General features: G+C 56.6%; 21 protein-coding genes. 11 read left to right on the top strand and 10 right to left on the bottom strand.

The window, feature by feature from the left end:
- The first annotated feature begins 307 nt into the window (after positions 1-307).
- Together HV770_RS04910 and HV770_RS04915 are read left to right on the top strand one after the other, a co-directional pair.
- Positions 308-1,126, top strand: coding sequence for a DUF4019 domain-containing protein (locus tag HV770_RS04910; protein WP_175158348.1), 819 nt, complete (start codon positions 308-310; stop codon positions 1,124-1,126).
- A gap of 63 nt (positions 1,127-1,189) precedes the next feature.
- Positions 1,190-1,756, top strand: coding sequence for a hypothetical protein (locus HV770_RS04915; RefSeq protein ID WP_175158349.1), 567 nt, complete (start codon positions 1,190-1,192; stop codon positions 1,754-1,756).
- A 21-nt stretch (positions 1,757-1,777) separates the two neighbouring features.
- Here HV770_RS04915 and HV770_RS04920 read toward each other — a convergent pair whose 3' ends face one another.
- Positions 1,778-2,629, bottom strand: a complete 852-nt coding sequence (locus HV770_RS04920; protein WP_175158350.1) for a hypothetical protein — start codon at positions 2,627-2,629, stop codon at positions 1,778-1,780.
- Between the two features lie 162 nt (positions 2,630-2,791).
- On the opposite strand from HV770_RS04920, the gene HV770_RS04925 reads away from it, so the two are divergent.
- From HV770_RS04925 to HV770_RS04950, 6 genes are all read left to right on the top strand, one after another.
- Positions 2,792-3,022 (top strand): hypothetical protein, encoded by a 231-nt coding sequence (locus tag HV770_RS04925; RefSeq protein ID WP_175158351.1) that lies wholly within the window; start codon positions 2,792-2,794, stop codon positions 3,020-3,022.
- Positions 3,023-3,354: 332 nt separating this feature from the next.
- A complete protein-coding gene (locus HV770_RS04930) occupies positions 3,355-5,208 on the top strand; it encodes a CHASE domain-containing protein (RefSeq protein ID WP_175158352.1) in 1,854 nt (617 codons plus the stop codon).
- A complete protein-coding gene (locus HV770_RS04935) occupies positions 5,205-5,837 on the top strand; it encodes a response regulator transcription factor (RefSeq protein ID WP_175158353.1) in 633 nt (210 codons plus the stop codon). Before HV770_RS04930 ends, HV770_RS04935 begins: the two co-directional genes overlap by 4 nt.
- 186 nt (positions 5,838-6,023) lie before the next feature.
- Positions 6,024-6,293 (top strand): hypothetical protein, encoded by a 270-nt coding sequence (locus tag HV770_RS04940; RefSeq protein WP_175158354.1) that lies wholly within the window; start codon positions 6,024-6,026, stop codon positions 6,291-6,293.
- A gap of 82 nt (positions 6,294-6,375) precedes the next feature.
- Entirely contained in the window at positions 6,376-7,098 is a 723-nt protein-coding gene (locus HV770_RS04945; RefSeq protein ID WP_175158355.1) for a hypothetical protein, read from the top strand.
- Between the two features lie 484 nt (positions 7,099-7,582).
- Positions 7,583-8,017, top strand: coding sequence for a hypothetical protein (locus HV770_RS04950; RefSeq protein WP_246290708.1), 435 nt, complete (start codon positions 7,583-7,585; stop codon positions 8,015-8,017).
- A gap of 149 nt (positions 8,018-8,166) precedes the next feature.
- On the opposite strand, the gene HV770_RS04955 is transcribed toward HV770_RS04950, so the two are convergent.
- From HV770_RS04955 to HV770_RS04975, 5 genes are all read right to left on the bottom strand, one after another.
- Complete coding sequence (locus tag HV770_RS04955) at positions 8,167-9,315, bottom strand: site-specific integrase (protein ID WP_175158357.1); 1,149 nt, start codon at positions 9,313-9,315, stop codon at positions 8,167-8,169.
- Between the two features lie 144 nt (positions 9,316-9,459).
- Complete coding sequence (locus HV770_RS04960; protein ID WP_175158358.1) at positions 9,460-11,727, bottom strand: phage/plasmid primase, P4 family; 2,268 nt, start codon at positions 11,725-11,727, stop codon at positions 9,460-9,462.
- A gap of 438 nt (positions 11,728-12,165) precedes the next feature.
- Positions 12,166-12,501: a hypothetical protein gene (locus tag HV770_RS04965; protein ID WP_175158359.1), complete on the bottom strand. Its 336-nt coding sequence runs from the start codon at positions 12,499-12,501 to the stop codon at positions 12,166-12,168.
- 200 nt (positions 12,502-12,701) lie between these two features.
- Positions 12,702-13,169 (bottom strand): hypothetical protein, encoded by a 468-nt coding sequence (locus HV770_RS04970; protein WP_175158360.1) that lies wholly within the window; start codon positions 13,167-13,169, stop codon positions 12,702-12,704.
- A 723-nt stretch (positions 13,170-13,892) separates the two neighbouring features.
- Complete coding sequence (locus HV770_RS04975; RefSeq protein ID WP_175158361.1) at positions 13,893-14,036, bottom strand: hypothetical protein; 144 nt, start codon at positions 14,034-14,036, stop codon at positions 13,893-13,895.
- 75 nt (positions 14,037-14,111) lie between these two features.
- Between HV770_RS04975 and HV770_RS04980 the strand changes: the two genes are divergently transcribed.
- Positions 14,112-14,426 carry a hypothetical protein gene (locus tag HV770_RS04980; RefSeq protein WP_175158362.1) on the top strand — a complete coding sequence of 105 codons (315 nt, stop codon included), beginning with the start codon at positions 14,112-14,114 and terminating at the stop codon, positions 14,424-14,426.
- 371 nt (positions 14,427-14,797) lie between these two features.
- On the opposite strand, the gene HV770_RS04985 is transcribed toward HV770_RS04980, so the two are convergent.
- The 4 genes from HV770_RS04985 to HV770_RS05000 form a co-directional block, all read right to left on the bottom strand.
- Positions 14,798-17,773: a TrlF family AAA-like ATPase gene (locus HV770_RS04985; RefSeq protein WP_175158363.1), complete on the bottom strand. Its 2,976-nt coding sequence runs from the start codon at positions 17,771-17,773 to the stop codon at positions 14,798-14,800.
- A gap of 546 nt (positions 17,774-18,319) precedes the next feature.
- A complete protein-coding gene (locus tag HV770_RS04990; protein WP_121315481.1) occupies positions 18,320-18,883 on the bottom strand; it encodes a YggT family protein in 564 nt (187 codons plus the stop codon).
- Between the two features lie 190 nt (positions 18,884-19,073).
- Positions 19,074-19,394 (bottom strand): EthD family reductase, encoded by a 321-nt coding sequence (locus HV770_RS04995; protein WP_121315480.1) that lies wholly within the window; start codon positions 19,392-19,394, stop codon positions 19,074-19,076.
- A 77-nt stretch (positions 19,395-19,471) separates the two neighbouring features.
- The gene (locus HV770_RS05000) at positions 19,472-20,404 is read right to left on the bottom strand and encodes a Rossmann-like and DUF2520 domain-containing protein (RefSeq protein WP_175158364.1); all 933 of its coding nucleotides are present in this window, start codon (positions 20,402-20,404) and stop codon (positions 19,472-19,474) included.
- Between the two features lie 784 nt (positions 20,405-21,188).
- Here HV770_RS05000 and HV770_RS05005 point away from each other — a divergent pair.
- Both HV770_RS05005 and HV770_RS05010 read left to right on the top strand, forming a co-directional pair.
- A complete protein-coding gene (locus HV770_RS05005) occupies positions 21,189-21,500 on the top strand; it encodes a hypothetical protein (protein ID WP_175158365.1) in 312 nt (103 codons plus the stop codon).
- Positions 21,501-21,662: 162 nt separating this feature from the next.
- Positions 21,663-22,628, top strand: a complete 966-nt coding sequence (locus HV770_RS05010) for a threo-3-hydroxy-L-aspartate ammonia-lyase (RefSeq protein WP_175158366.1) — start codon at positions 21,663-21,665, stop codon at positions 22,626-22,628.
- Positions 22,629-22,659 lie beyond the last annotated feature (31 nt).

A 22,659-nucleotide genomic window follows, 5' to 3' on the forward strand; every position in this document is an offset into this window, starting at 1 on the left:
CTCAGAGGAAGTGGCCCGCGGATACTCTTACGCAAACGGCGCAATTCGGATCATGCAGAGGAAATCCGAGGAGCAAATCCCGGAACTTTTATTTCACATGCCATGATTCATGGCAAAAAATCTATCCGCGAGCCGGATGGAACTGTAACAGAATGTTTCGCAGCAGACAATCTCGCTGCGCAGAACGCGCCGAGTTGAGGGCGTTCTGCCGTTGAATGTAGGCGCACGCACCAGCGAGCATTGGTATCAAGATTTTCGATACGTTGCCGTTATGTCGCATTGTGTACAACGGAAGGGCGGATTATCAATGAGAATTGGCCGATTGTGTTTTTGCATCGCCTTGGCATTCCTCGCAACTTTGGCGCGAGGCGAGGGGGCGACCGACCAAACGCTCGAGCGTCAAGAGAAAGCGCTGCACGCGATTGACGAGTTTGCGCACGAAATCTGTAACGATATTTCCACATCAGGTACTCAACAGAACATTACGCTCGATGCAAACGGGCAGGCTCAGTTGTCTCGCCTTCTTAAGTTCGTCGGCGACCTCGGCTTCAACGGAGGCGCGAAGTACTCATTGTCAGATTACAAGGGGCTCGTGCAGGCAGATGTCGGGAAGGCATTGCACGATGCTCAAGAGTGTCGCATAGATGTCTTGAACAGCCTGAAGGACAAGATGCTCGCTAGCCCTTCCGGGTCATCAGACGCCGGTCACACGAGTCGACACGGCGTGCCAACGCAATTGGTATGGCGGCAACCTTCGGAAAGTCCCAATAGCTTTGCGGCTCACTGGCTAACCTACTTGGACAATCAGGAATGGGACAAGGCTTATGCCGAGTTGGGCCAAGAGGCGAAAGACTCGTATAGTGCGAGCGAATTCGCGCAGTTGCTATATTCCCAACGTAGTCCGCGCGGACGTGTCTTAACCCGGAAATTTGTGGGCGCCCAACCAGCGGATCGGAAGGCTACAGCCCCGCCCGACGTGAAGGGAATCGCAGTGCTCTATAACACGACGTTCGAGCATTCATCGAGCGTCACTGCGGAGCCCGGCGAGGTGGTGCTCCTGCTTCTATCACCGCAGGGCAAGTATCGAGTTGCAGCATACAACTGTCAAACGTGTGGTGGGAGTTGACGCGTAGTTTGGAACGTAAGTCGATGCGATGCCGGGGCTCTGATGCCTCTGCGCAGTTTGCGCATGCAGTCAACAACCCTGAAAGACATTATGCTGAGAGAGCGTTTCCCAACAGGCATAGACGCAAAGCTTGAGCAATTTAATTGGGCTTTTGATCGCAGGGCTGATCTTTTGATGGCGGTTCTTCGCGGGCACATGATGGTCGAAGAGCGGCTGCACGATATCATCTCTGCGGGTGTTGCGAACTACGTCAGGCCTGCTGCCGAGAACGATATTTTCAGTTTCGGTACTGCCGCGAAGCTCGTGCGTGCCATGGTGGGCACCGCTGCCACTGCCGATTTTTGGAAGGGCGTTACATCCTTGAATTCCCTTCGCAACGCTCTCGGACACCGGGATCAGCCTGTGCGCCTCGATAAGCTGCTGACTAAGTTCTTCGAAGACACCGAACTGGCAGCTTCTCATCTCTTCAAGGGGCGCGACATAACGTATCGGCATGGTGGTGAATCCGAGGAAACCACCGCCGTTGCCATGCGATTGCGCTGTATGGCGATATGGGCCATCCTCGGAGTCCACGCAGACAATCTCGCGAGAGACTTGGATGCTGCATTAATGTCCCGACGACTGAGATAAAGACCCTTTCGCGCCGTGAGCTTAGTCGCCCGATACGCGTTGAACAACCTCGTTCATCGAGTAGTGAACGAACTGCTTGCCTAGCTCGGTTAGCACATATTGCTTGCTGCCATCGAACGCTGATTCGACCGTGCTGTTGGCTGGTCCGGGCGGCTTACGCACCGTTTGTTTGCGCAGGAATTGTCCATCGGCATTAGTGTCGCGTGCTTGCCGGATGACACCACCTGTACTCAGGTCACGGATCAGCAGCTTGTATAGGTCAGCTTCCGCCGAGTCTTCGCGAACAAGATCGCCGTAATTCGCGGCCCAGATATCGAGCCGGGTTGAGCCGGGATTGCTATAGATCTCGCGGATTACCGCGAGGTGGGATTCGTGGTAAGTGTCCAGCCAGTCGATGAAGAGCCGGACAACGTCATCGGAGCATAGTCGCGTTCCAGCGGCATTCGTCACGAGGTTTGCCACGTAGCGGCGCTTTTCTTCGGTATCGGCCTTGTCCCAGGCGCGAAAGGCTTTCCGCACGATGTCCAGATATTCGTCGCTCGCAAGCCGCTCATCGATATCGTCGCCGATCGCCTCAAATCGCCGACCGATATCTTGCATGGTCCCACTGAGGGTTTCCATCTTGGCTTGATGTTCTTCGAGCCATTGGGTCTGCAGGGAGGCTGCGTGCAGACTGGGTTCTTCAGTCTTCATGCTCGCTAGCGCGCTGATGAATCCACCGACCCAAGGAATACTACCGAGCGCCGCTAAAGCAAACTTCTCAAGGATGCGGCGTTTCGTGCTCGGGTTAAGTTTTTCGAGCTGAGTCCTAATCTGATCGACGGCCGAATCCGTTGGAACGATGGAGTTAGCAGTGCTGTCATTCGAATTCATCTAGCCTCCATGCGTTGCGCTTTAGGGCACCGGCAATTCTACAGCACAGGTTCTCGGTTTTTTGCGTAGAGGGGCGATAAGGGGGTGTCAGCAATCGCCCGTAATGGGTGTGACGACAACGTCCCGTTGTCCAGACAATGTAGTCCGCGGGATAGTATCCGCATGAACGATACCCAATGCGACGGCGATTTTCCGCCTCTTACTGCCGGTCAGATTCTCGATATCGTCGTCACACTTCGCGAAGTATTCGGAAGCACCCTCTCTCGGGCACAGCTTACCGACAGGCTGCTGATGTTTCTTGAGGATGTGCCGGGTTATGAATCTGGCGAGGCGTCGTCATCGCTGATTGAGTCGGCATGGGCAGCGTACCGTAGCCGCTTGGCCGGCCGCTAAGTCTATAAGTTCGTACGTGCCGGGCGGCGTGCTCATCGCACGGCTACCGGAATAAGTTTAGAACACCTGCCGTCGAGAATTTCCTCCGCATGGCGCGGTGTGGCAGATCAGGCTGCCCGCCCGGCGCTCCTGTCTTCCAGAAGCACCGGGAGGGTCCTGCGGACTACGCGTGAAGCCCCCGTAGCGAAATCAACTTCTTGCAAGCGTGACCGTCTTGTTGTGCCTCGGAGTGGAATGCAAAAGTTATCCCAACGTTGTGGCATGAGGTAGTGTGGATTGCCGTGCGCCACTACCGTAGTTTCCGCAATTCCGGAGCGTATTGAGGTGGTCCGGTGGGATTGTTCTCCGCACGGCTTCGCTTCCTCTTAGAATGGCCGCCTTGGCCCATTCTCCGCTTCGCCTTCATCTTGCTAATCGCTCGACACAGCCGTTCCGTTCGTTTGATACTCGCCGCCTTTGCCCTCTGGCTCGTGAGCGCTATTGTCATCGTCGGTGTGTTGGTCGCGTCCGAGACTTCCCGGATGCGAAGGGACTTCACGACTCAGAGCGAGGCCACATACGAAATTATCCGCCAGCGGCTCGACCAGAACGAGGCAGTACTTGCTGGCATCGATTCCATGTTGCACACGTTTCCCGGAGTTGAGTCGGCGGGTCTGAGGGATTATTCACGGCAAATGCTGGCGCGCTATCCGCACATCTACATGATCGAACTGCAGCCGCGTGTCGAAGAAGCTGATCTTTCGAGGTTCGAGGCATGGGCGAGAAAGGCGATTTACCCGCAGTTCTACGTCAAGGACTACGGATACGGCGGCGAGCGACATTGGCATCCGGTGCCAGCTCGCCCGACGTATTACCCGATCACGTTCATGGAGCCTCAGGCCCACGAGGCACTTCCCGTTCTCGGGCTTGATGTCTATGCCGACGGCAAATTCCGTGCTGCGATCGACGAGACTATCCGCACCGGGAAGCCGTCGATCTCCGCGCCATTTGATCTGTACGAAGGCGGACGGGCCTATTTGATCTTTAAAGCCGTCTATGCCCACGTGCCCGATGATCTGGCATCGAGGCCGCGCCTTGCGAGCCGGGTGGTGTCGATGTTGATCCATACCGGCAAGTTCTTGAGCCGCAACGAAGTGCCGTCGCCGTTGGTGTCGATGCGTATCTACGAGCAGGGCTTTAGTTATGACCAGCCGGGCGGGGTGATCGAACGCGTGGATGCGAAACCTGTTCCCGCTTGGATCAGGCGTTTCACTCCGGAATTCGTGTATCGAAAAACGCTTCCGAGCCAGATACAGCCATTCGTCTTCGAGACCCGTCGGCAGCTCGGGGCAGAGGTCATTCCTGTGTTGCCAGTCGGGCTGGCGCTGATTGTTACCTTCGTGATCAGCCTGCTCGCGCTCGTCATCTATCAACAGCAGATCGTGAGTAGGCGGATCGCGCGAGAAACCGAACGACGCGTGTATCTGCGGGAAGAGCAAGCGCAGGTTGCCCGCTTACATACGATGGGCGAAATGGCCTCGGGAATTGCCCATGAGCTAAACCAGCCGTTAGCGGCAATTCTCAGCTACAACCAGGCATGTGTTCGCATGTTGCATGAATCGAACCCTGACTTCGTGGCAATCGAAGGTGCAATGAAATCAATGACCGATCAGGCAAAGCGGGCGGCCGATATCATTGTGCGACTGCGAGCATTCGTCAGCAAGCGCCCGGCTCAGGTTCTTCCGTTGGATATGCGGAAGGTCGTGCAGAGTGCGCTGTCATTGGCCGAGCCGTGGCTAAGGCAGGGTTCTGTGGTGGTCAACGTTGATATTCCGGCGGAAATTCCCGATGTGCTCGCGGATAGCGTGCAGATTGAGCAGGTCGTGCTCAACCTGATCCGCAATGCGGTTGAGGCGATGGATTCTATGCCCGCAGGCAGCCGTGTACTGACGCTTGTCTTAGGTCATGACAGGCTCGCGGTGACGTTATCCGTGCGGGATACAGGGCTGGGTGTCTCCGAAGACATGCGAAAGATGCTGTTCCACCCTTTCCACACAAGCAAGGCCGACGGCATGGGGCTTGGTTTGACTATCTGCCAATCCATTGCGGAAACCTACGGGGGAGCGGTGGTAGAAAACCCGTCGATGTCATCCGGTGCTGAATTTCAATTGAGCTTGCCGATCAGGCAATCGAGGAACCTGACATGACGTCCACCGACGAAACAGTCGTCTATCTAGTCGACGATGACGCAGCGGTGCGTGACGCCTTGGCCCTGCTGATTCGGTCTATCGGGCTGAAGGCCAAGAGCTACGGAGACCCCGCGGCGTTTCTTGCCGAGCTCAAGGGCGACGAGATAGGTTGTCTCGTGCTCGACATCCGGATGCCTGCTCTGAGCGGGTTTGCTGTGCAGGAACGTTTGGCTGCGATGGGCTGCAATTTACCCATCATCCTGATCACGGGGCACGGGGATATGGCGCAATGCCGACGCGCCTTTCGGGCCGGCGCAGTGGATTTCCTGACCAAGCCGATTGACGAGACTGCGCTGATCGAGAGTCTGCAGACCGCCATTCATCGTGGCAGGGAACAGCAGGGCATGAGGCAGCAGATTAATGATGCCCGTGAACGGATGAGTCGTTTGACACCGCGAGAACGGTCTGTATTCGATCTCGTCTGCGACGGCTTGCAGAACAAGTTGATCGCGGACCGCTTGCATCTGTCACTGCGAACAGTGGAGGCGTATCGGGCTTCTATCTTCGAGAAGCTTGAAGTAGCATCGGTTGCCGATCTAGTTCGACTGCGTCTTATCGGCAACGAGCGCCAAAACTTGATACCGTAGATTCCACATTTCTTCCCGTAGTTGCCTGACTGATTGGCTGGGTTGCCGATTCATAGAATCAGAGTGATCGTGGGCAGTCCTCGTCAGTAACTTGAATATGGAGTACGGGAAAATGAAAAGTCTTGGCAAAGTCATCGGGGTAGCCGCAACAATCGCTGTTGCGGCGATGTGCAATGGGGCCGATCTATGACGCACATCTACGATATCGGATGCGATTATGATCTAGAGTACGATATGGTAAGCGATGCGGAACGAGCGAGGCGGCGTCGTATCTTTGAGTCGTTTATGCGGGAAATTGTGTCCTATATGGAGGATGAAATTCCCGACGATCTCACGCGATGTATACCCGCAATGAAATTGCTCATGGAGATGAAGGAGGGGCGCGAGCCACCGCAAGAAATTGCAATTCAGTTAGATATGATTCTTGGCGGTCAGCGTTTTGTTGGTAAGCTTTAGTAATGGTAAGGATACCTTAAAGAAGCGTGTCAATCTCGAACTGCGAATGCTGTAAATCCATTATTGACCGGCGAGTGAGTGAATGTCGCGCAATTCCGAAGATAGCCCGTTCGCAATGATCGTGCGCCTATGGTGCACATTGGTTGCGTGCTTCTGGATCCTCCTGTTCTTATCCCTTCCTCTTCTGGCTTTGTTTGGAATTGCTAAAGCAGCAAAGTATAAAAGAGAGGCAAAGCACAAGATAGAAAAGAAGTACTGGTCGAATCAGATTGTCCAGTGTGGGTGTCTTTTATATATAGCCGTTAATTTGTACGCTCACATCTTTCAGGATTTTCTGCATGTCGGATTTGAAAGGCAAAGGCAGATGATGGGCTGGTTTGATACGGTGATGGGTTTGCCGGGGCTTATTTGGTATATCTTCACTGACCGTGCTGTTGCAAATTCGGGCGATTCATCCCAATTCTTGTTTGTCACTTTCTATGGTGTGTTGATCTTGCTGTTCTTCAGTATGTTCTTGGACTACTGTAAAGTTTACGGTCGTGCGGAATGGGGTGATGGGCACTGGGAGGCTCCAGATCGCGTGAACAGGGCACGAATCGCGAAACGGGAAAAGAGGTTCGCACGCCAACACGCACTATCAGCCGAGTGGCATCAGTTGCAATGTGCACATCCGAGAAACTTGGATCAGTGGGCAGAATTGTCGAAAGCTGAAAGGGAAGCAGCAATCGAGATTTGGGACGAGACGGCGGATGTTCTTTGGAAGAAGCTTGAGCAGGAAAACGCGCGGCTGCGTGAAGACAGCTGAGAGTGAAGTCAGATCTGCAACTCATTAAAAATATAATAAACGGGTTTGCTCGGCTTATGGGCGATGTGAAAAATAGATAACATGCAACTTCCAACGAAAAAAGCTTTCCAACGATGGGGTGGGGACGGACTCGTGTTCTACGGAACCTACCTGCATCCGAATCCGCGTCTATACAAGTACATGTGGCAGATCTGGACGCCGGATTCGGCGCTTGAGGGATCTGACTTCTTCGAGCATGGCCCGCGCTATAGTACGGCGCGCTTTCATGAACTGGAGAGGGAGTTGATCAGTGCGGGCGTTTCGGGATTCATCTACAACCGGAAGTTGCCGCGTCGTGGACTTGGAGCGCCTTTCGACCTGACGCATTCTCGATGGGCGAATAGGGTTTGGGCTCCCTCATGGGAAGATGACCCGGACTCCGAATGGAACGGACATAAGTGAGGGCGAACGCCCCGGTGATTTCAGTGCTTGAAATCCAGGTTACGTGCGCATACTAGGAATTCCAAAAGTCTGGCGGAACACGGATGACGATGCCGAAAAAATTTCTGTAACCGGCTATCTCGGACGCCATTGCCGTGATGAGGAGATCGATATGGGATTCGAAACGTTGTACGAAGGAAAGGCTTGGCCCGAAGCCAAAGAGCGTCTCGGAGTGATGTCGGTCGATACGCTCAATCGTATCTGGCTACTCGTTCTTGAAGAGGATGGTTATCTAATCGCTATCGCGAAGAACGGCGAGGATGCATTGCTCGGTCGCATGTGCAAGCGCGATGATGGCAAGTTCTGCATCGAAATCGTTGTGCGCGCCCCAATCGAAAACAATATGCTTGGCCGTTACGAGTTCTGGCATGTCGATTCGACCGATAAGCAACGTCATGCTCAGAGGCTCAACGAAGTAATACGGGACCATCTCGCTTGATTTCGGATAGAAGAATGATTCCCTCTTCCGGAGCGAGACCGGATACGCGCGGCATCAATCGCGCTGCGCGATCCCGGTTTGTACGCCTTTTATAAGAGATGGAAAGTGACCTGTTTTTCAGGCGGGTTGAAGCCGCCAAGCCCCCCGAGTCATGCGGGGTCGAGCAGCAGCGAGTCGATGACTTTTACGGCCTTGCGACTCGCATCGTTCGGGCTCAGGTGAGCATAGCGCTGGGTCATTTTCGGATCGCTGTGGCCCAGCAACACGGACACTTCATACAGGCTGACACCCGCCCTGACCAGCTTGCTCGCGAAGGTATGTCGAAACGTGTGGAGGGTCACGCGTCCTCCGCGTTCCTTGACCGCTGCCGGATCATTTAGCCCCGCGCGCTCGATCGCTTTCTTGATCGACTTCGTGCTGTAGCCGCGCTCGTTGCCCGTGCGGTCTTCGAAGACGTACCGCTGACCTGGCCTGCGTTCCTCCCACCGGCGACGTAGGATCGCTTCGAGTCGGGAGGTCATGTACAGCACGTCCTCGTTCCTTACCTTGCTCCGGTACAGATTGATTGTGCAGGCGTCGAGGCTGATCGCCGACCACGGAATGTTTGCGACCTCCGAGTATCGACACCCCGTATCTAGCAGGAAGACCGTGATATCGTAGTTGTCCTGCACATTCCGCGTCATCTCGGGTGTTCGCGTTTCTAACGGCTTTAAACCGTTTCTAAGCCGCTCCGGCTCGAGTTCGAGCAATAACGCCGACTCTTCGCTGGAATCCAGATATCGAAGTCTATAAGAAGTCTTAAGCGCGGGAAACACGATTTCGCGATTCACTTTGAAGCCGAGCTTCGTCATCTCGTTGATGGTCGCGCGCAGCAATCCAATCTCGTGTTTGATTGTCGCAGGCTTGTCGCCCTCGGCCTTGCGTTTTGCGACAAGGACCTCGAAATCACGTGTTGTCAGTTCGTGTAGCAGCATGTCGGGCGGAAATCCGTAACACGGAAGCTTTGCCTTCGTCTTCGAATGAAGCTTGTACCCCATCGCTTTCCGAATGCCTGACCACATGCCGCTGTAATAGGCAGTGCCCTTGCGGGACTCCACGTACTGCTCAAGCGCATCCTTGACTGTTATTTCGGGCGAGTCGCCGAGGTATCGCTCGCTGTGCGCGCGGTTGCGGAACTCGCGTTCGACCTGCGCGGCTTTCGTCTTGTTCGGCGTCCCCGTGGAACCGAAGAACTTTTTTCCCTGAATCTGGAACTGGTAGTACCAATTTTTGCTGTTGTTTCGACGGATTAGCGTCATGGCGTTGCTCCTTACGGAATGTAATTTATAAGCAACACCATCCAGTCAGAGACGGAGTATGACAACAGCTTTTGCCCATGCCAGGGACAAAAAAACGGACCGTGCCGGAACACGATCCGTTCGGAAGGAGTCACTTGCGACGGGTTAAGCTGCGGGGGTTCCCCGGTCTTCGTCCGCGTCGAAATTCTCTTCGGTCATGCCGGAGAGCAACTTCTTTTGCCAGTCCTTCTGCCGCTGCTGGACTTCCGCATCGATGAACTCATGCCCGACATAGGCCTTGGTGTGTTCGTTGAACTCAAGATCGACGATCAGCCTCAAGCCCTTGTAAACGCGATGAGGCTTTGATACAGGTTTATACCCCTTGTCCGCCAGAATCATGCCGAACCGCTTGCCGGAATAGGCGAAGTTGTACTGCGAGTCGGTCCACGCCTTAAAAAACTTATAGGTGTCGCCGAAATGGATTTCACCATTGGGATCGTCGCGCGTGAATTCCGACAGCCAGCTTTCGACAACATCCATTTCACTGCGGTATTCCGCGACCTCGTTCGAGATGATCGCCGGCTCATTGAGCTTGTACCCATTCTCCTGCCATTGCTTGCAGCCAGCAAGCGCCCAGTTCAAGATGCCTGGGAGTTCGTCGCGCAGTTTGCGTTCGAGGTCCGGGTCACGTTTCTCGGGCGGAATCGTCACAGTGAACGGAATCAGCTTCATACGACGCCAGATGCCATGATCGTTGCCCTTGATCGTCGGTTTGTAGTTACCAGCGAGCCAGAGCTTGAAGCGCGGCTTGAACTCGAAAGCATTTTGGTAGAGCATGCGCGCGGTGATAACTTCGCCGCCGGTATACCACTTCACCGTTTTCTCGCTGAAATGGCGACCCTCTTCAACCTCGCTCATAGCGACGAGACGTTTCCCGGCCAAGCGGGCAACTTCGCTGCTTGCTGCATTTGGGGACATGGCAGCACCGCCGTTCTTGTCAAGCAACATATCTCCGTTCGCCTGTGCTCCGAGATCTCCGAAGAGAGCCCGCAGCAAATTGAGAAAGGTTGATTTTCCGTTTGCACCGCTGCCAAAAGCGAAGAACAGAGCATGCTCCGACGTTTGCGTGGTCAGCGTATAGCCGATGGCGCGGCGCAGGTACTCCACAAGCTCGACGTTCCCGTTCATAATTTGAATCAGGAATTTCTCCCACAACGGGCATGTCGCATCAGGATCGAAGTTTACCCCCGCAGTTTGCGTAATACGCAGCGCGGGGTCCATCGGCATGAACATGCCGGTCTGCAGATCAACGAGTCCGTTCTTTGCTGGGAAGATCCATTCTCCCTCATCAAGGTTGCGAACCGAGACCGCGATGCCGGGCTCGGACCTGAACAGTTCGACTGCATCCTTGAGAGCTTTGTTGCTTTCGGTGTACTTCGCGTGAAGGACCATCTCCTGGCGACTACCTGGAGACAGGCGGCGAATCTCCTCGTGAATCAGGGGAATGATTTCGCGGGCGAGATACAGCACACGTAAGTCGTCTATAAAACGCCACGCGCCGGTCGAGGTTTTTTCGAGCCACTGCTTCATCTCCGAGACGAAACTGAGTGTATCGCCGTACAGTTCCGACATCCGACGCGCATTTCCGAGGTCAGTCGCGCGCGAGACGTTGCCGTTATTCTTCTGGTGGGAACTGACTACGTTTGCAGCAATCTGCGATACTTCCGATTCCGACAGCGGTGGCTCGCAGTTGGCGGCGTTGTATTCAAGCAGTTCTTCTTCCAGCAGGTCGGGATTCAGGCCAGCATTGAGCAGGGAGAACCCCTCAAACGCGACTGAATCATTGCGGCTACCGATGACCACAGTTTTTAATTTGGCGGCTTTCCGTTTAGGCGACTTCGTGTTTTGTGTGGAGCACAACAAGTTAAGCAACGACGCGGGCGCTTCGGAAATCGGCAAAATGGGTTCGTCGAAGAAATAGGGCTCCCCATTGATGATTGACGGTGGGGCCAGACAGTAGCCGCCTTCTGCCTTCACATCGACGCGAGGCAGAAAATTGATCCGGCTCGGCACCCTGAGGCTCGGGGGATACCTGTAGATAAGATGGTACCCTCCAGATGGCGTGAACACTTTGCGAGTGGGCGGGAGCGCACCGTATTCTTTCTCCAGGCGACGCATAGATTTGAGGCCTGTCGCGTCTCCGTTCTTCACATCGACATCGATAACAAGCGAGTAATCTGAGGCGGGACCTGTCGCGTAGGCTACGTTATAGTCGGGGCATTCATCAGCCCACTCCTGATGCTTTGCTGGATCCTTGCTTGCATCCTTGAATCCATGTGGCGTAGCGGGAGCCTTTTCGTTCGGGCGAATGGGAAAACAGGCGAAACCTTCCGCTGCGAGCTCGGAGTATTTCTTAGTTGGGTCGATATTCATAGTTTAGGAATACGTAATAGATGACCGAGAAACCACTACCGGGGGTCTCTCGGTGTGTTTGGTATAGGATTCCGGAGTTAGTCGGCGCGCGCGGACACGGTGATCACTTTTTGGTCGCGGAAATTACAAACGCACGCAACCGCTTCCCGGCGCCTCGTTGGAATGATGCTAGTGAGTGCATAAACCGCTTTGCACTCGTCGCAAACATTCCCGGCCGCAGCGCGGCGCGAGCCGATTGCCCTAGGTCGTGGGTGCTTCGTCAGATGTTTCGGACAGAGCGCTTCATCACCGGTACCGTAACTACAGACCGTGAAGGGACCTGCATGAAGATCGGTGGCCCAGACCGGATAATGTTCCTCGATGCAGACGAGCTTATATTCTTCGGGCATGAAGGCCGAAACGTCCCGCGAACAAAAGAGCGTGTCAGGTTTCGCAGTTTTAGCCATGCAGCACCTCGCGGAAGTGATCTTCTTCAAGAGATTCCAGCGAGAGAAGCCTGCTAGTCGCATAGACCGTATTGCAGTCGTCACAGACGATACCGCACGCCTCGCAATCCACTCCGATTGTGCGCGCCGGCTCATGGCGAGTCAGGAGGAGCGGGCAGAGGACAAGATCACCGGTGTTGTAGCAGTAGACGGGGAGGGGACCATCGCCGATATCCGCAGGCCAAGTCGGGCGCTCCGGACTCAGATAAGCGATGTCGTAGCCGGGAGCGAACTTCCGAACGTCGCCGTCGCAGATAAACGTGTGAGGATATACAGTAGTAGTTTCCATATTTTCGCTTTCAAATTTTTCTATCGAACCGGGGTTAGATTAGGATCACGAATTTAATAATCGGAATACATGTACTCATGGTTGTAGCCTTCCGATTCAGTTCAGGTGAATAGCCTCAGGTCGGTCGGGAAACGCATTTGGATGGATGCTATCTCCCGAATCACTTCAGCTAGTGAGGTTTGGAATAGGCAGAGGCGATATCACGCGGACGCGCCTGAGTCTTGTTCTGCGGGCGCGGATGCCGTGTAATAGATGTGTTTGCAGCTCGGGCAGAGAATGCCTTCTGCCGGACCGCCCTCGTAGCCCACGGTGTTGCCGACGCCATGCCGATTGCGATGCTTAGGGCACAGCACCAAAGCCCCGGCAGCTACCATAGAAAGAGGGTAGGGTGCGCCTTCGGCGATGCCTTGCTCCGCGAGGGGCCAGACGAGGTGTTCAGGGTCAAGCGAGTATGAGACGCTATATTCCGAGACTGGAATCGGAGGTTTGCGTTTGTACTGTTTGCGCGGACGACGCTGAGCATCGACGTGCTTAGTATCAGTAGTGGGAATATTTTCGGTGTGAGCTGCATCGAGGTTCTGCTTCGATTGGACTGCAGGCTCAGCAGCAGTAGTGCAAGATGAATGCATGAGGTGACCGTCTTCAATTCGAGTGAAGGTCAATGACATGCTGCAAGACGGTAGAGTATATGCAGCGGACGCCATCGACCAAATTCCGTTCGTGATGAACGGGCTTTTGATCGAAGATGCGTCTCACTGCACCACCCAGGTAACTGGACTGAGGACCGCTCAAAACGCGCATCCCCTCGGGCTGGTCACACACATACCTCCATTGCCCGGTGCTGGCGAGAACCCCATCGAAGTCGAAAACGACTTGTTAATTGATGGTTCTAGGTGCCAAGATCTCTTGATGGACTCAACTGTATCGGGGTCGATCCACGCATGCAAGCGGGCGTTGGAAACTGGTAAACATTGCCCGTATCGCGCCGAGGCTGACGGGAAAGGACGTTTTTCGAATACCGGGGCGAGATGGGCTGTTACAAATCCTTGCGGCAGGTTTGTCGTGCGGAGGTCATTGTAAGACGCGTGGCGGGGCTATAAATTTGTCTCCGGCGCATGTTTTCTCTTCCGGTTCCTCCGGCCGCACGCATCCATGCCCCCGCCTCCATGCCTGTTGCGCGAGCGCAACACATCTTAAACAATTCAACGATTCTCATCAATTTTCAGAAAGTTCTCTCTATCTCTTCCTCTATATAAAAACTTTCTAAAAACAAGAGAAATTGTTTAATCGTTTAAAAAGCCGTTCCCTTCAGTTGGATGGGAAGAAATTTGATCCCGACATGCAACGGGCGGTCGGCGACGGCCAAAACACGGGGCTTGGCGGGGATGGTCCTACGGCAGAATCTTAATAAGCTGATGATCTGGCTCGGAAATCCCTGCTAGATCAAGGGTATAGAGCGCCGGTGCGTAAGGGTGACGTGAAAACTGTGACTGTTGCTCGATGAGTTTCGAGGTGGTCGGCGTTGTGTTGGTCATTGTCGTTCGCCTGCCGTTGCCTTGAAGGGCGATCTACGGGACCCTGGACGCACTTTCAACGAATGGAGTGCGATCATGGTTGATCAGAAGCAAGGGGTGGTCAGCAAAGACGTGACAGCAGGCAAGTCGGCTGCTGTTGACCCGAAGGCAGGAGCTGCTACTTCGGCCGCGAGCGCGACGCCTAACGATACCGCAGCGAAGACTGAACCAGCTACGCCGACGAAGATGGAACTGGCGACGGAGATCTACAAACGTATGCGGACCCTCAAAGACGTGACCCGGAAGGACATCATCGAAAAGTTTATCGCCGAGGTGAAGCTGACGAAGGCTGGCGCGAGCACGTACTACCAGATGATCAAGGACAAGCACGAGCCGCAGGGCAAGAAATAATCGATGTTGCTGCCAGATCGAAAAGCTCCTTCCCGGGAGCTTTTTTTTTCGTTCGCCATAGCGCCGGTGCAATCTAATATGGACTTCGGAGTCCATGCGTCAGCTGACATTTCAACCTGGACGTCCCAGTTCGGGCCCGTTGCTGCCGTTCGAGTTCCGCTGCAAAACGTCAGCTCTGCAGCGGGTTGCGATGGTTCGCCCTACGGCCAAGCGCTTCGCTGCTCAGCCATTCAGTTCTGACGACCCCTTCCGCAACGGCCGCTTCAGTGCATCGTTCATCGTTGGTCAAAAGTCAGAGTAACGCTTTGCCCCCTTAGTGCCTAGATGCGCTTGCCGCACCGTTGCATCGTCATCCCCCATATCCGGACGTGCTATCTATCGAGGCGGACACGCAAACGGCGTGCTCGTTCGCGGAACGCTTTCTCCCCCCCTTCCAGTATGTCGCAGACGATCTTACGGATTTCGGCGTCTTCCAAGCCTCCGGCGGTGTACGTGAACGACGGTAGGCCGCCGCTTCCCGACGGGTTGGCGTTGGCTACGATGATCTGATCGGCATCGGTGTTAATTACCAAGTTGGCGTTGTGTGTGACCATTATTACCTGCCGCTTTGATTTGGCCGAAATGAAGAGCGATACCAGTTCGTCAAAGACGGACTTAGGATCAAGATTCTCTTCCGGTTGATCAATAATCAATGGCCGGTCATCGGCATCGTCCAGCGCCAAGTAGAGGAGCAGGAGGACGATACCGCGGGTGCCTGGTGAGAGTTTCCGGATGTCGATGCCGTCATACAGGATTTCGTACCTTACTGCGATGTGGTCCGTACTGAAAAGCCAATGAGCGAATCGCTTGGACCACTGCCGGAAAGCTTCTTGCGCGGCTGGAGCGAGAGGTGCTTGATCGCGCAATGCTTTGTAGTGGGCGGTGATGAACCCACTCATGGCAGTTTGCACGTCCGCGGCAGTACCTGTTTCCCAAGCCGATAGAAGTTCAGCGCGCACCGTGTTCTCCAACGAACCTCGACCATAAAAATCGCCAGCCTTGCGGCAGTCAATCAAATCGTTCTCCCCGACGCTTGCCCATTGAGCCACGTCGGCGATCCGCGATACTTTAAAGCTCAGCTTCTTCAGTGTCCCCTCCATGGCGCCGAGGCGTTCCATGAGTGGCGCGTACAGTTCGGTCAGGGCGTTTTGCTCCTTCACTACGGCGTCGAACAAGCGGCCATATGCAGCTTCCCGCTCCTGCTGGAAAATCTTTCGCCGTTCGGCGGCACCCTTTGCATCGTCTAATCGCGTCTTCAGGGCCTGAAGGGCCGCCTTCTCGGTAGCGATCTTCTTAGACAAAGTAGTGTATTGGTTACGCACCACGGTGTCGGCGCTGATGCGCTTTTCGAGACGGGCCATCTCTGCCTTGAGAACAGCGAGCTGTATCGTCTTCAAGTCTGCGTCCGCCAGTATCAGTGGGACGGTGGGGTCACCCTCGGGCGGGGCAACACCATTTAGCTTTGCGATCTCCTTGTCTGCCCAGCCGACATAGTCGGCGAGTGCTTTGTCGACGTCACCTTGATAGACCAGTAGGAAATCGCCCCATTGCGTCTGGTTGAGGCCACTGTTTGGATGACGCGCTATGACCTGTCGCAGCATTTCTGGCGCCTTCGATGTCCGCGTGCTTTGAACCTCGTCCTGCATTGCGACGAATGTTCTGCGCTGATTCGCCAAGGCGTTAACCCGCGTACTCAAGGCCTGCGCGGCTTCGGTGAGATCCGTGTACCGCTGGACCTGCGCTTCGGCGCCCTTGAGCACGAGCTTAGACAGGTCGAGCGCGTAACCGGCCAGCAGCTTTTCCTTCGCAGCGACCTGGGTTGTAAGGCTACTGACGATGGCTTCTTTCTCTAGTTCATCGGCGATGCGGTCCGACGTCGCCACTATCGCTTCGGCCTCTAGGCGACGTGCTTGGCGGAACCGAGTTGTACGCTGGTCACGCAATTCCTCAAAGCTATATGCGCCATCTTGGCCCAGTGCCGCGTGGGCCTCAAAGATCACGCGCTCTATTTCTCGCACCAGCCCTTCGGACGCACCCTTTGAGGAGCAGAGTTCTTCGACGAACTGTTGCGACAGATATCGGGCGCGAGGAAAGGCCCTGACATCGTCGGCATCTCGACCATCGAGGTAACAGCCTGATTCATCTCCGCCGCCCCAGCCGAGCTTAACAGTCGCTTCTCCGACGAGCGGACGCGCGCGAACCAGGAAGGATGGGCTGACGTCATCGTCGGCTGCCCATGCGGCCTCTGGGATGGCGTCGCATCCCGCGGCAATAACGTCTGCCAAGGCAGTCTTTCCTGAACCCCTTGCGCCGATGATGGCAACCAAACCGGGATTTAGCAGCACAACTTTGGTTGCGGCCCACGCCGCATCATCGATTCGCACATGTGATATCACCTGCGACGGCATTGCACCGGTCGGCGGCTCGCGCCCCACGTAGGCGCGCCCGTCTGGATCAATGCAAGCTTGCTTCAAGCTGTCGAAGGTCAACGCACCCTTTATCCAAGAGAACCTGTCATCTTCAGGTTTCCCGATGGAGGAGAGATCGTGAGCATCACTGCCATGCAAGCAGGGTTTGCATCCACCATATCTGTCGTGCATTTGCTCCAAGGTCACCGTGCGCTTTCCCAGCCAAAATTCGCGCTGCGCTGGACTGCTCGCAAAGATGACGTGTGCAAACTTTTCCAGCTCCTGTCGAATCGTCTTGTCCGCCGCTTGGCGCACGCCAGATGTACCGTCACCTTCGCCGCCAGCTATGGCGATAAGGATGTTCTTATTGGCCCAAGCACTCTCTTTGAACGCCTTGCGCAGCGAATCGAAGTTGACCTTGAACTGCGTGGCTCCTTCAATCAAAGCGGATCGATCGTCTTTGATGGCACTGTCGGAAGCCTTGCCCAGGCGAATCAGGTCTGCCTTAGTGCAGTCAAAGCGATCATCGAAAGCGTTGAACTGGAGCCGGGAAAGAAAACGCTTGATCTCCTCAACGTGAGCCAAGTCAGTCGGATTGACCAGCAGGTGCACGTTTACAAAGCCCTTCTTCGCGGCGATATCGAGACGTAGCTCGACGTTGGGAAGCAGGAGCTTGACGTTGGGCAGTCGGTCGGCGGCCTTTCGGCGAACGACCTCTTCATAGGTGTCCGTCGTGTAGTAGTCCGTGACCGCAAGGGCCTCTATCACTGGCGAGCAGCTTTCCAGCGCAGTCAGATAGCTATTCCATGGGTCTCCCCCGCCAAACTGATTGTTCAGGACGGTGCCAGGGCCGTGAATATGCGGCTCCCAACGATGCCATTCCGATCCCCGGCTCATCATCTTGTTCTCCTTTTTATGGTGTCGTAGTCGTTTGATTCTGGCTGAATGACAGCCGAAGCCGCCCAACGCGTGACAGCCGTGGGCTCAGTACCTGATCACTGATGGGCTGGAAACACCCTAGCACGAGTTTTTCGCGCTTCCTGAGCTATGGATCGCCTGCTGAGCGTAACGGCCTTTCTCAGCCTATATCGGCCACCCGGATTTTATCTTTTTATGACGGTTCTTGGCCGCCATGAGCCGCTCGGGGCTATTGGGCCGATGAGTGACAAGACGGCGAAAAGATGCCATCTAGATCAATAGCTTCCGACTTGATGTGCTGGGGTGAAAACTGGCGTCGCCGTCAAACCCGCATAACACGTGGTTTTCAATGGTGCCCGCTGGAAAACCACGTCTAAAACCCGCATGAATAGTGGGTTTGCTCAAGCCGTTGCAGCTTGGGAAGCTAGGGTATTACCATTATACGACGCCCGCAGAGCGCACAATTCTACTCGGGAAAGGGCGTTCAGCGCAAATCACGCCACGCTTTCCCGCCAACCCTGCGCATCTTCAGATGACGAAGTAGGTGAGTTGAACGGCAGCGCGGGTGACCACCATCAACAGCACCTGCACGATCACGAACAACAGGATTGGCGACAGATCGATTCCGCCCAGTTGCGGAATCACCCGGCGCAGCGGATTCAGGAACGGCGCGGTCAGCTGATACAGAATCGGCATGGCCGGCGAGCGCGGGTTGAGCCAGGACAGCAGTGCCATCAGGATCGTCATCCAGATGATCAGATTCAGCGCCCACTTGATGACGGTCAGCACGGCGACGATCAGCAGCGTCGGCACGAGCGTGAGTGGATCGGCGCCGGTGAGGACCACCATCAGCACGACGTACACGATCGCCGCGATCAGCGCCGCGACGAGGCTCGCCCAGTCGATGCTGCGCGTACTCGGCAAAATGCGCCGCAGCGGCAGCACGATCCAGTTGGTGGCCTGCAGCACGGCGTTCGTCACCGGGTTGTAGGGCGGCATGCGCACGACCTGCAGCCAGGCGCGCAGCAGCAGCGCCGCGCCGAACAGCGTGAAGACGGTATTGAGCAGAAAACGGGCGATATCGCCAAACATCTCGTGTCCTTATGCTTCGGATGGCGGCCGTCGAGCGGTCGCGGAGTGCCGGCGTCGACCGTTCAGTGCGCGCCGGCGGTTCATTGGGATTGCATGCGCGTTTCGCGCGTGGATTCGGTGACTCGGCTTCAGACCGGATGCCCCGGCAAGCATGATGACACGCCACCGTTTCACCGCTGTCTGCTCGACATCACACGGAAATCTTGATCTCGCTGATCAGGATCGTGCCGTTGCCGCCGTCGGTGTAATTGGGAATGTCGGCCGTCAGTTGCTCGGCGGCCGGCTTGAAGACTTTGTAGAAGTCGTCCGCACTGTCGAACAGGAAGTGGCCCGCGGCCACATACGGCGGCGGCGTTCCGGGCGGCCCGGCGTTGATGCCGACGTCGACCGACCAGCCCTTCAGCGACGGCCCGAACAGCTTCGCCGCGAGCGGCATATGCGTGACGCTGTAATAGTCCACATCGAAGTGGCCGTTTTCCCGATACGGATAGAGGATGCTGACCTTGATCATTGTGCGTTCTCGTCTGTTGGTCCCGAAGCGCGGCGCTGGCGGATTGCGTGCTGCGCCGGACGTCACATTATCACGCCTTACTTGACGCTTGCACCTGCTGCGGCCTGATTCAGCGACCGGTTCAGCGATTCTTCCACCGCCGCGGCGATTGCCTCGATCGCCGCGGGCGGGCTCGCGCGGCGCTCGGCGAGTCCGACCGCGCGCCGGGACAGCAAACCGTACAGCGCGGCGTGGTCGCCGCCGAGCTCTTCGAGCAGCGCCAACTGCTTAGCCACGACCCCGGTATCGCCGCGCGACACCGGGCCCGCGAGCGCGTTGGGCAACCCTTTGTCGCGCGCGGTTTCGATGGTGCCGGCGAGCATCGGCAGCAGCGCGCGCAGCGCGTCGTCTTCGGCGAAACCCAGTGTGCCCCACAGCGCGACGCATTCGGCGAGGCTGCACAGCGCGAAGCTGGCGGCGTAGTGGGCAGCGGCGTGATACAGCATGCGGCCGCCCGGCGGAATCGACAGAGGATGGCAGCGCAGTGCGATGGCCAGCGCTGTGAGCGTGTCCTTCAGCGCGCCGTTGGCCTCGATCGTCACCGAGCAGCCGGCGATCCGCTCGAGATCGGCGAGGTCCCCGCTAAAGAGGTACAGTGGATGAAATCCGCCGATCGCCGCGCCCCGGTCGCGCGCCGGTGCCAGCAGATCCACCGGCGACGCGCCGCTGCAGTGCACCAACGCCTTGCCGGACTGGGCAGCGTCCGGGCCGAAACGCAGTGTGTGCGCTGACGTACCGATGCTGTCGTCGGGAACGGCTAAAAAGACGATATCGGCGGCGTCGACAACATGCTGTGGATCGTCCGATGCCGTGCAATGCTCGATCTGACTGGCAAGCCTGGCGGCTGAGCTCGCCGTGCGGCTCGCTACTGCTGTGACCGGATAGCCGGCGCGTGAAAAGCTCAGCGCAAGACAACGCGCGAGCCGGCCCGCACCGATAAACCCGAGGCGCGGCAAAGGGAACTGGGACATGGTTGCCTGCTCCAGACGGGACATTTGAACGGAAAGCAGAAGTATCGCGCATTTGGCTGCCAGCAGACTGATCTGGCACCGACTTTCCTCCGAGCGGCTTGCGCACGATCTGCCGCCTGCAGCCGGTCATTCGACCGCGCCACGGCGGGTTCGAAAACTGCTCGACATTCGCGATTCGCGATTCGCGTGATACGTCAGTTTGGTAGTCGCTGTCTCTGGGTACTTCGTTTCGCAGTCAGATTCGGGAGGTCGACGATGAGCATTTTTTCTTACCGGAAGCACTTGCGGTTCCTGACACCTGCACAGCGCCGTCGCTGGTGGGACCAGAAAAAGCGCCTGACGCCGCGTGTGCGCATCAGCGGCGCATATGTCCCGCCCAGCGTGTCCCGTGAATTTGCCTATGTGAAAGTCGGCTAAACGGCGACGCTCACAGGCGAGAAATGCCCGGCGTATTCGCCGGGCATTTTTTATGGCGCGGCTCGATTGCGCCGTCAGGATTGAAGCTAATTTGTAATCAAACATTACTGAAACGCGAACTCGAAAAACGCCGGTGTCGTGAAATGACGATGGGCGTATCTCTGCAACTCCTCAAACCCTTGATTCTCGGCTCACCACGGTGCTGCGGCGAGGCTCGGCGCGCCTGCCCAAACCGTGAACTATTGCGACGAATTGCAATTTGCAACAAATGCGAACAGAAGTGCCAGGCCTTTTTCGATAAATTGTTCCAATAGCATGCAAGGCATGCGAAGTCGGCGACCTTAATAGGCCGCGCTAGGAGAACAAAGTGAAAAAGATCATTCCGTTCGTTGTTGCCGCAGGGCTCGGCCTTGGCCTTGCTGGTGCTGCTGAGGCGCACGTTTCCGTGGGTATCGGGATTGGGGTTCCGGTCGCGCCTGCTTATCCGGTGTATGCCGCGCCGCCGCCCGTTTATTACGCGCCGCCGCCGCCCGTCTATGCACCGCCCGTCGTGTACGCGCCGCCGCCCGTCGTGGTAGGTGGCTACTACGGGGGCTATGGCCGCCCTTATTATCGCCACGGCTACTATCACGGTTATTACGGACACGGTTATTACGGCCACGGCTACCATCGCCGCTAAATGCGGTATGTCCGTTGAGGACTGACGACGGCGTAACGCCGGCTTGATCGCCGGGTTACGCCGTTTTTGTTTGATGCCGCCGCGCCAGCGGCATTGACGTTCCAAAGCATTCGCGAAGCTGGGAGAATGGCTGTTTCGCCAACGCCCAGGAGAGTTTCGCCGATGCAAGCGCTTCCCGCTCCCACTTTCGACGACGTACTCGACGCCGCTGCGCGTCTTGAAGGCGTCGCCCACCGCACCCCGGTCCTGACATCGAGCACGTTCAACGAGCGCACGGGCGCGTCGGTGTTCTTCAAGTGTGAAAATTTTCAGCGCATGGGCGCGTTCAAGTTTCGCGGCGCCTATAACGCGATTTCGCATTTCGACGCGGAACAGCGCAAGGCGGGGGTGCTGACCTATTCGTCGGGCAATCACGCGCAGGCAATCGCGCTGTCGGCGCGCCTCGCCGGCATCCGCGCGACGATCATCATGCCGCACGACGCCCCGGCCGCCAAAGTAGCGGCGACCAAGGGCTACGGCGGCGAAGTGATCACCTACGACCGCTACAAGGAGAACCGCGAGGAGATCGGCCGGCGGCTTGCCGAGGAGCGCGGCATGACGCTGATTCCACCGTACGACCACCCGCATGTGATTGCCGGGCAGGGCACCGCGGTGAAAGAGTTGCTCGACGAAACCGGCCCGCTCGACATGCTCTTCGTATGCCTCGGCGGCGGCGGCTTGCTCGGCGGCAGCACTTTGTCGGCGGTCCAGCTGAGCCCGACGTGCACGATAATCGGCGTGGAACCGGAGGCGGGCAACGACGGCCAACGGTCGCTCGCGCGCGGCGAGATCGTGCATATCGACACGCCGCGCACGATCGCCGACGGCGCCGCCTCCACGCATCTCGGCGACTACACGTTCGCGATCATCCGCAAGCACGTGGCGCGGATCGAAACCGTCAGCGACGCGCAGTTGATCGAGACAATGCGCTTTTTCGCGCAGCGCATGAAGATGGTGGTCGAGCCGACGGGTTGCCTCGCCGCGGCGGCGGTGTTCAACGGCATCGTGCCGGTGAAGGGCAAGCGGGTCGGCGTGGTGCTGAGCGGCGGCAACGTCGATTTGCCGAAGCTCGCGGAGTATCTCGCCTGAACGACGACGGCTTGCCAGCGCAAGCCGTTTC

Origin of the sequence: Paraburkholderia fynbosensis (assembly GCF_902859935.1) — a bacterium.
GTDB lineage: Bacteria > Pseudomonadota > Gammaproteobacteria > Burkholderiales > Burkholderiaceae > Paraburkholderia > Paraburkholderia fynbosensis.

Coding starts and splice junctions, on each gene's coding strand:
- HV770_RS04910 (WP_175158348.1), top strand. CDS start 308: ATGAGAATTGGCCGATTGTGTTTTTGCATCGCCTTGGCATTCCTCGCA.
- HV770_RS04920 (WP_175158350.1), bottom strand. CDS start 2,629: ATGAATTCGAATGACAGCACTGCTAACTCCATCGTTCCAACGGATTCG.
- HV770_RS04970 (WP_175158360.1), bottom strand. CDS start 13,169: ATGTCATTGACCTTCACTCGAATTGAAGACGGTCACCTCATGCATTCA.
- HV770_RS04965 (WP_175158359.1), bottom strand. CDS start 12,501: ATGGAAACTACTACTGTATATCCTCACACGTTTATCTGCGACGGCGAC.
- HV770_RS04975 (WP_175158361.1), bottom strand. CDS start 14,036: ATGACCAACACAACGCCGACCACCTCGAAACTCATCGAGCAACAGTCA.
- HV770_RS04940 (WP_175158354.1), top strand. CDS start 6,024: ATGACGCACATCTACGATATCGGATGCGATTATGATCTAGAGTACGAT.
- HV770_RS04995 (WP_121315480.1), bottom strand. CDS start 19,394: ATGATCAAGGTCAGCATCCTCTATCCGTATCGGGAAAACGGCCACTTC.
- HV770_RS04945 (WP_175158355.1), top strand. CDS start 6,376: ATGTCGCGCAATTCCGAAGATAGCCCGTTCGCAATGATCGTGCGCCTA.
- HV770_RS05010 (WP_175158366.1), top strand. CDS start 21,663: ATGCAAGCGCTTCCCGCTCCCACTTTCGACGACGTACTCGACGCCGCT.
- HV770_RS04955 (WP_175158357.1), bottom strand. CDS start 9,315: ATGACGCTAATCCGTCGAAACAACAGCAAAAATTGGTACTACCAGTTC.
- HV770_RS04935 (WP_175158353.1), top strand. CDS start 5,205: ATGACGTCCACCGACGAAACAGTCGTCTATCTAGTCGACGATGACGCA.
- HV770_RS05000 (WP_175158364.1), bottom strand. CDS start 20,404: ATGTCCCAGTTCCCTTTGCCGCGCCTCGGGTTTATCGGTGCGGGCCGG.
- HV770_RS04990 (WP_121315481.1), bottom strand. CDS start 18,883: ATGTTTGGCGATATCGCCCGTTTTCTGCTCAATACCGTCTTCACGCTG.
- HV770_RS04925 (WP_175158351.1), top strand. CDS start 2,792: ATGAACGATACCCAATGCGACGGCGATTTTCCGCCTCTTACTGCCGGT.
- HV770_RS04980 (WP_175158362.1), top strand. CDS start 14,112: ATGGTTGATCAGAAGCAAGGGGTGGTCAGCAAAGACGTGACAGCAGGC.
- HV770_RS04915 (WP_175158349.1), top strand. CDS start 1,190: ATGCAGTCAACAACCCTGAAAGACATTATGCTGAGAGAGCGTTTCCCA.
- HV770_RS04985 (WP_175158363.1), bottom strand. CDS start 17,773: ATGATGAGCCGGGGATCGGAATGGCATCGTTGGGAGCCGCATATTCAC.
- HV770_RS04960 (WP_175158358.1), bottom strand. CDS start 11,727: ATGAATATCGACCCAACTAAGAAATACTCCGAGCTCGCAGCGGAAGGT.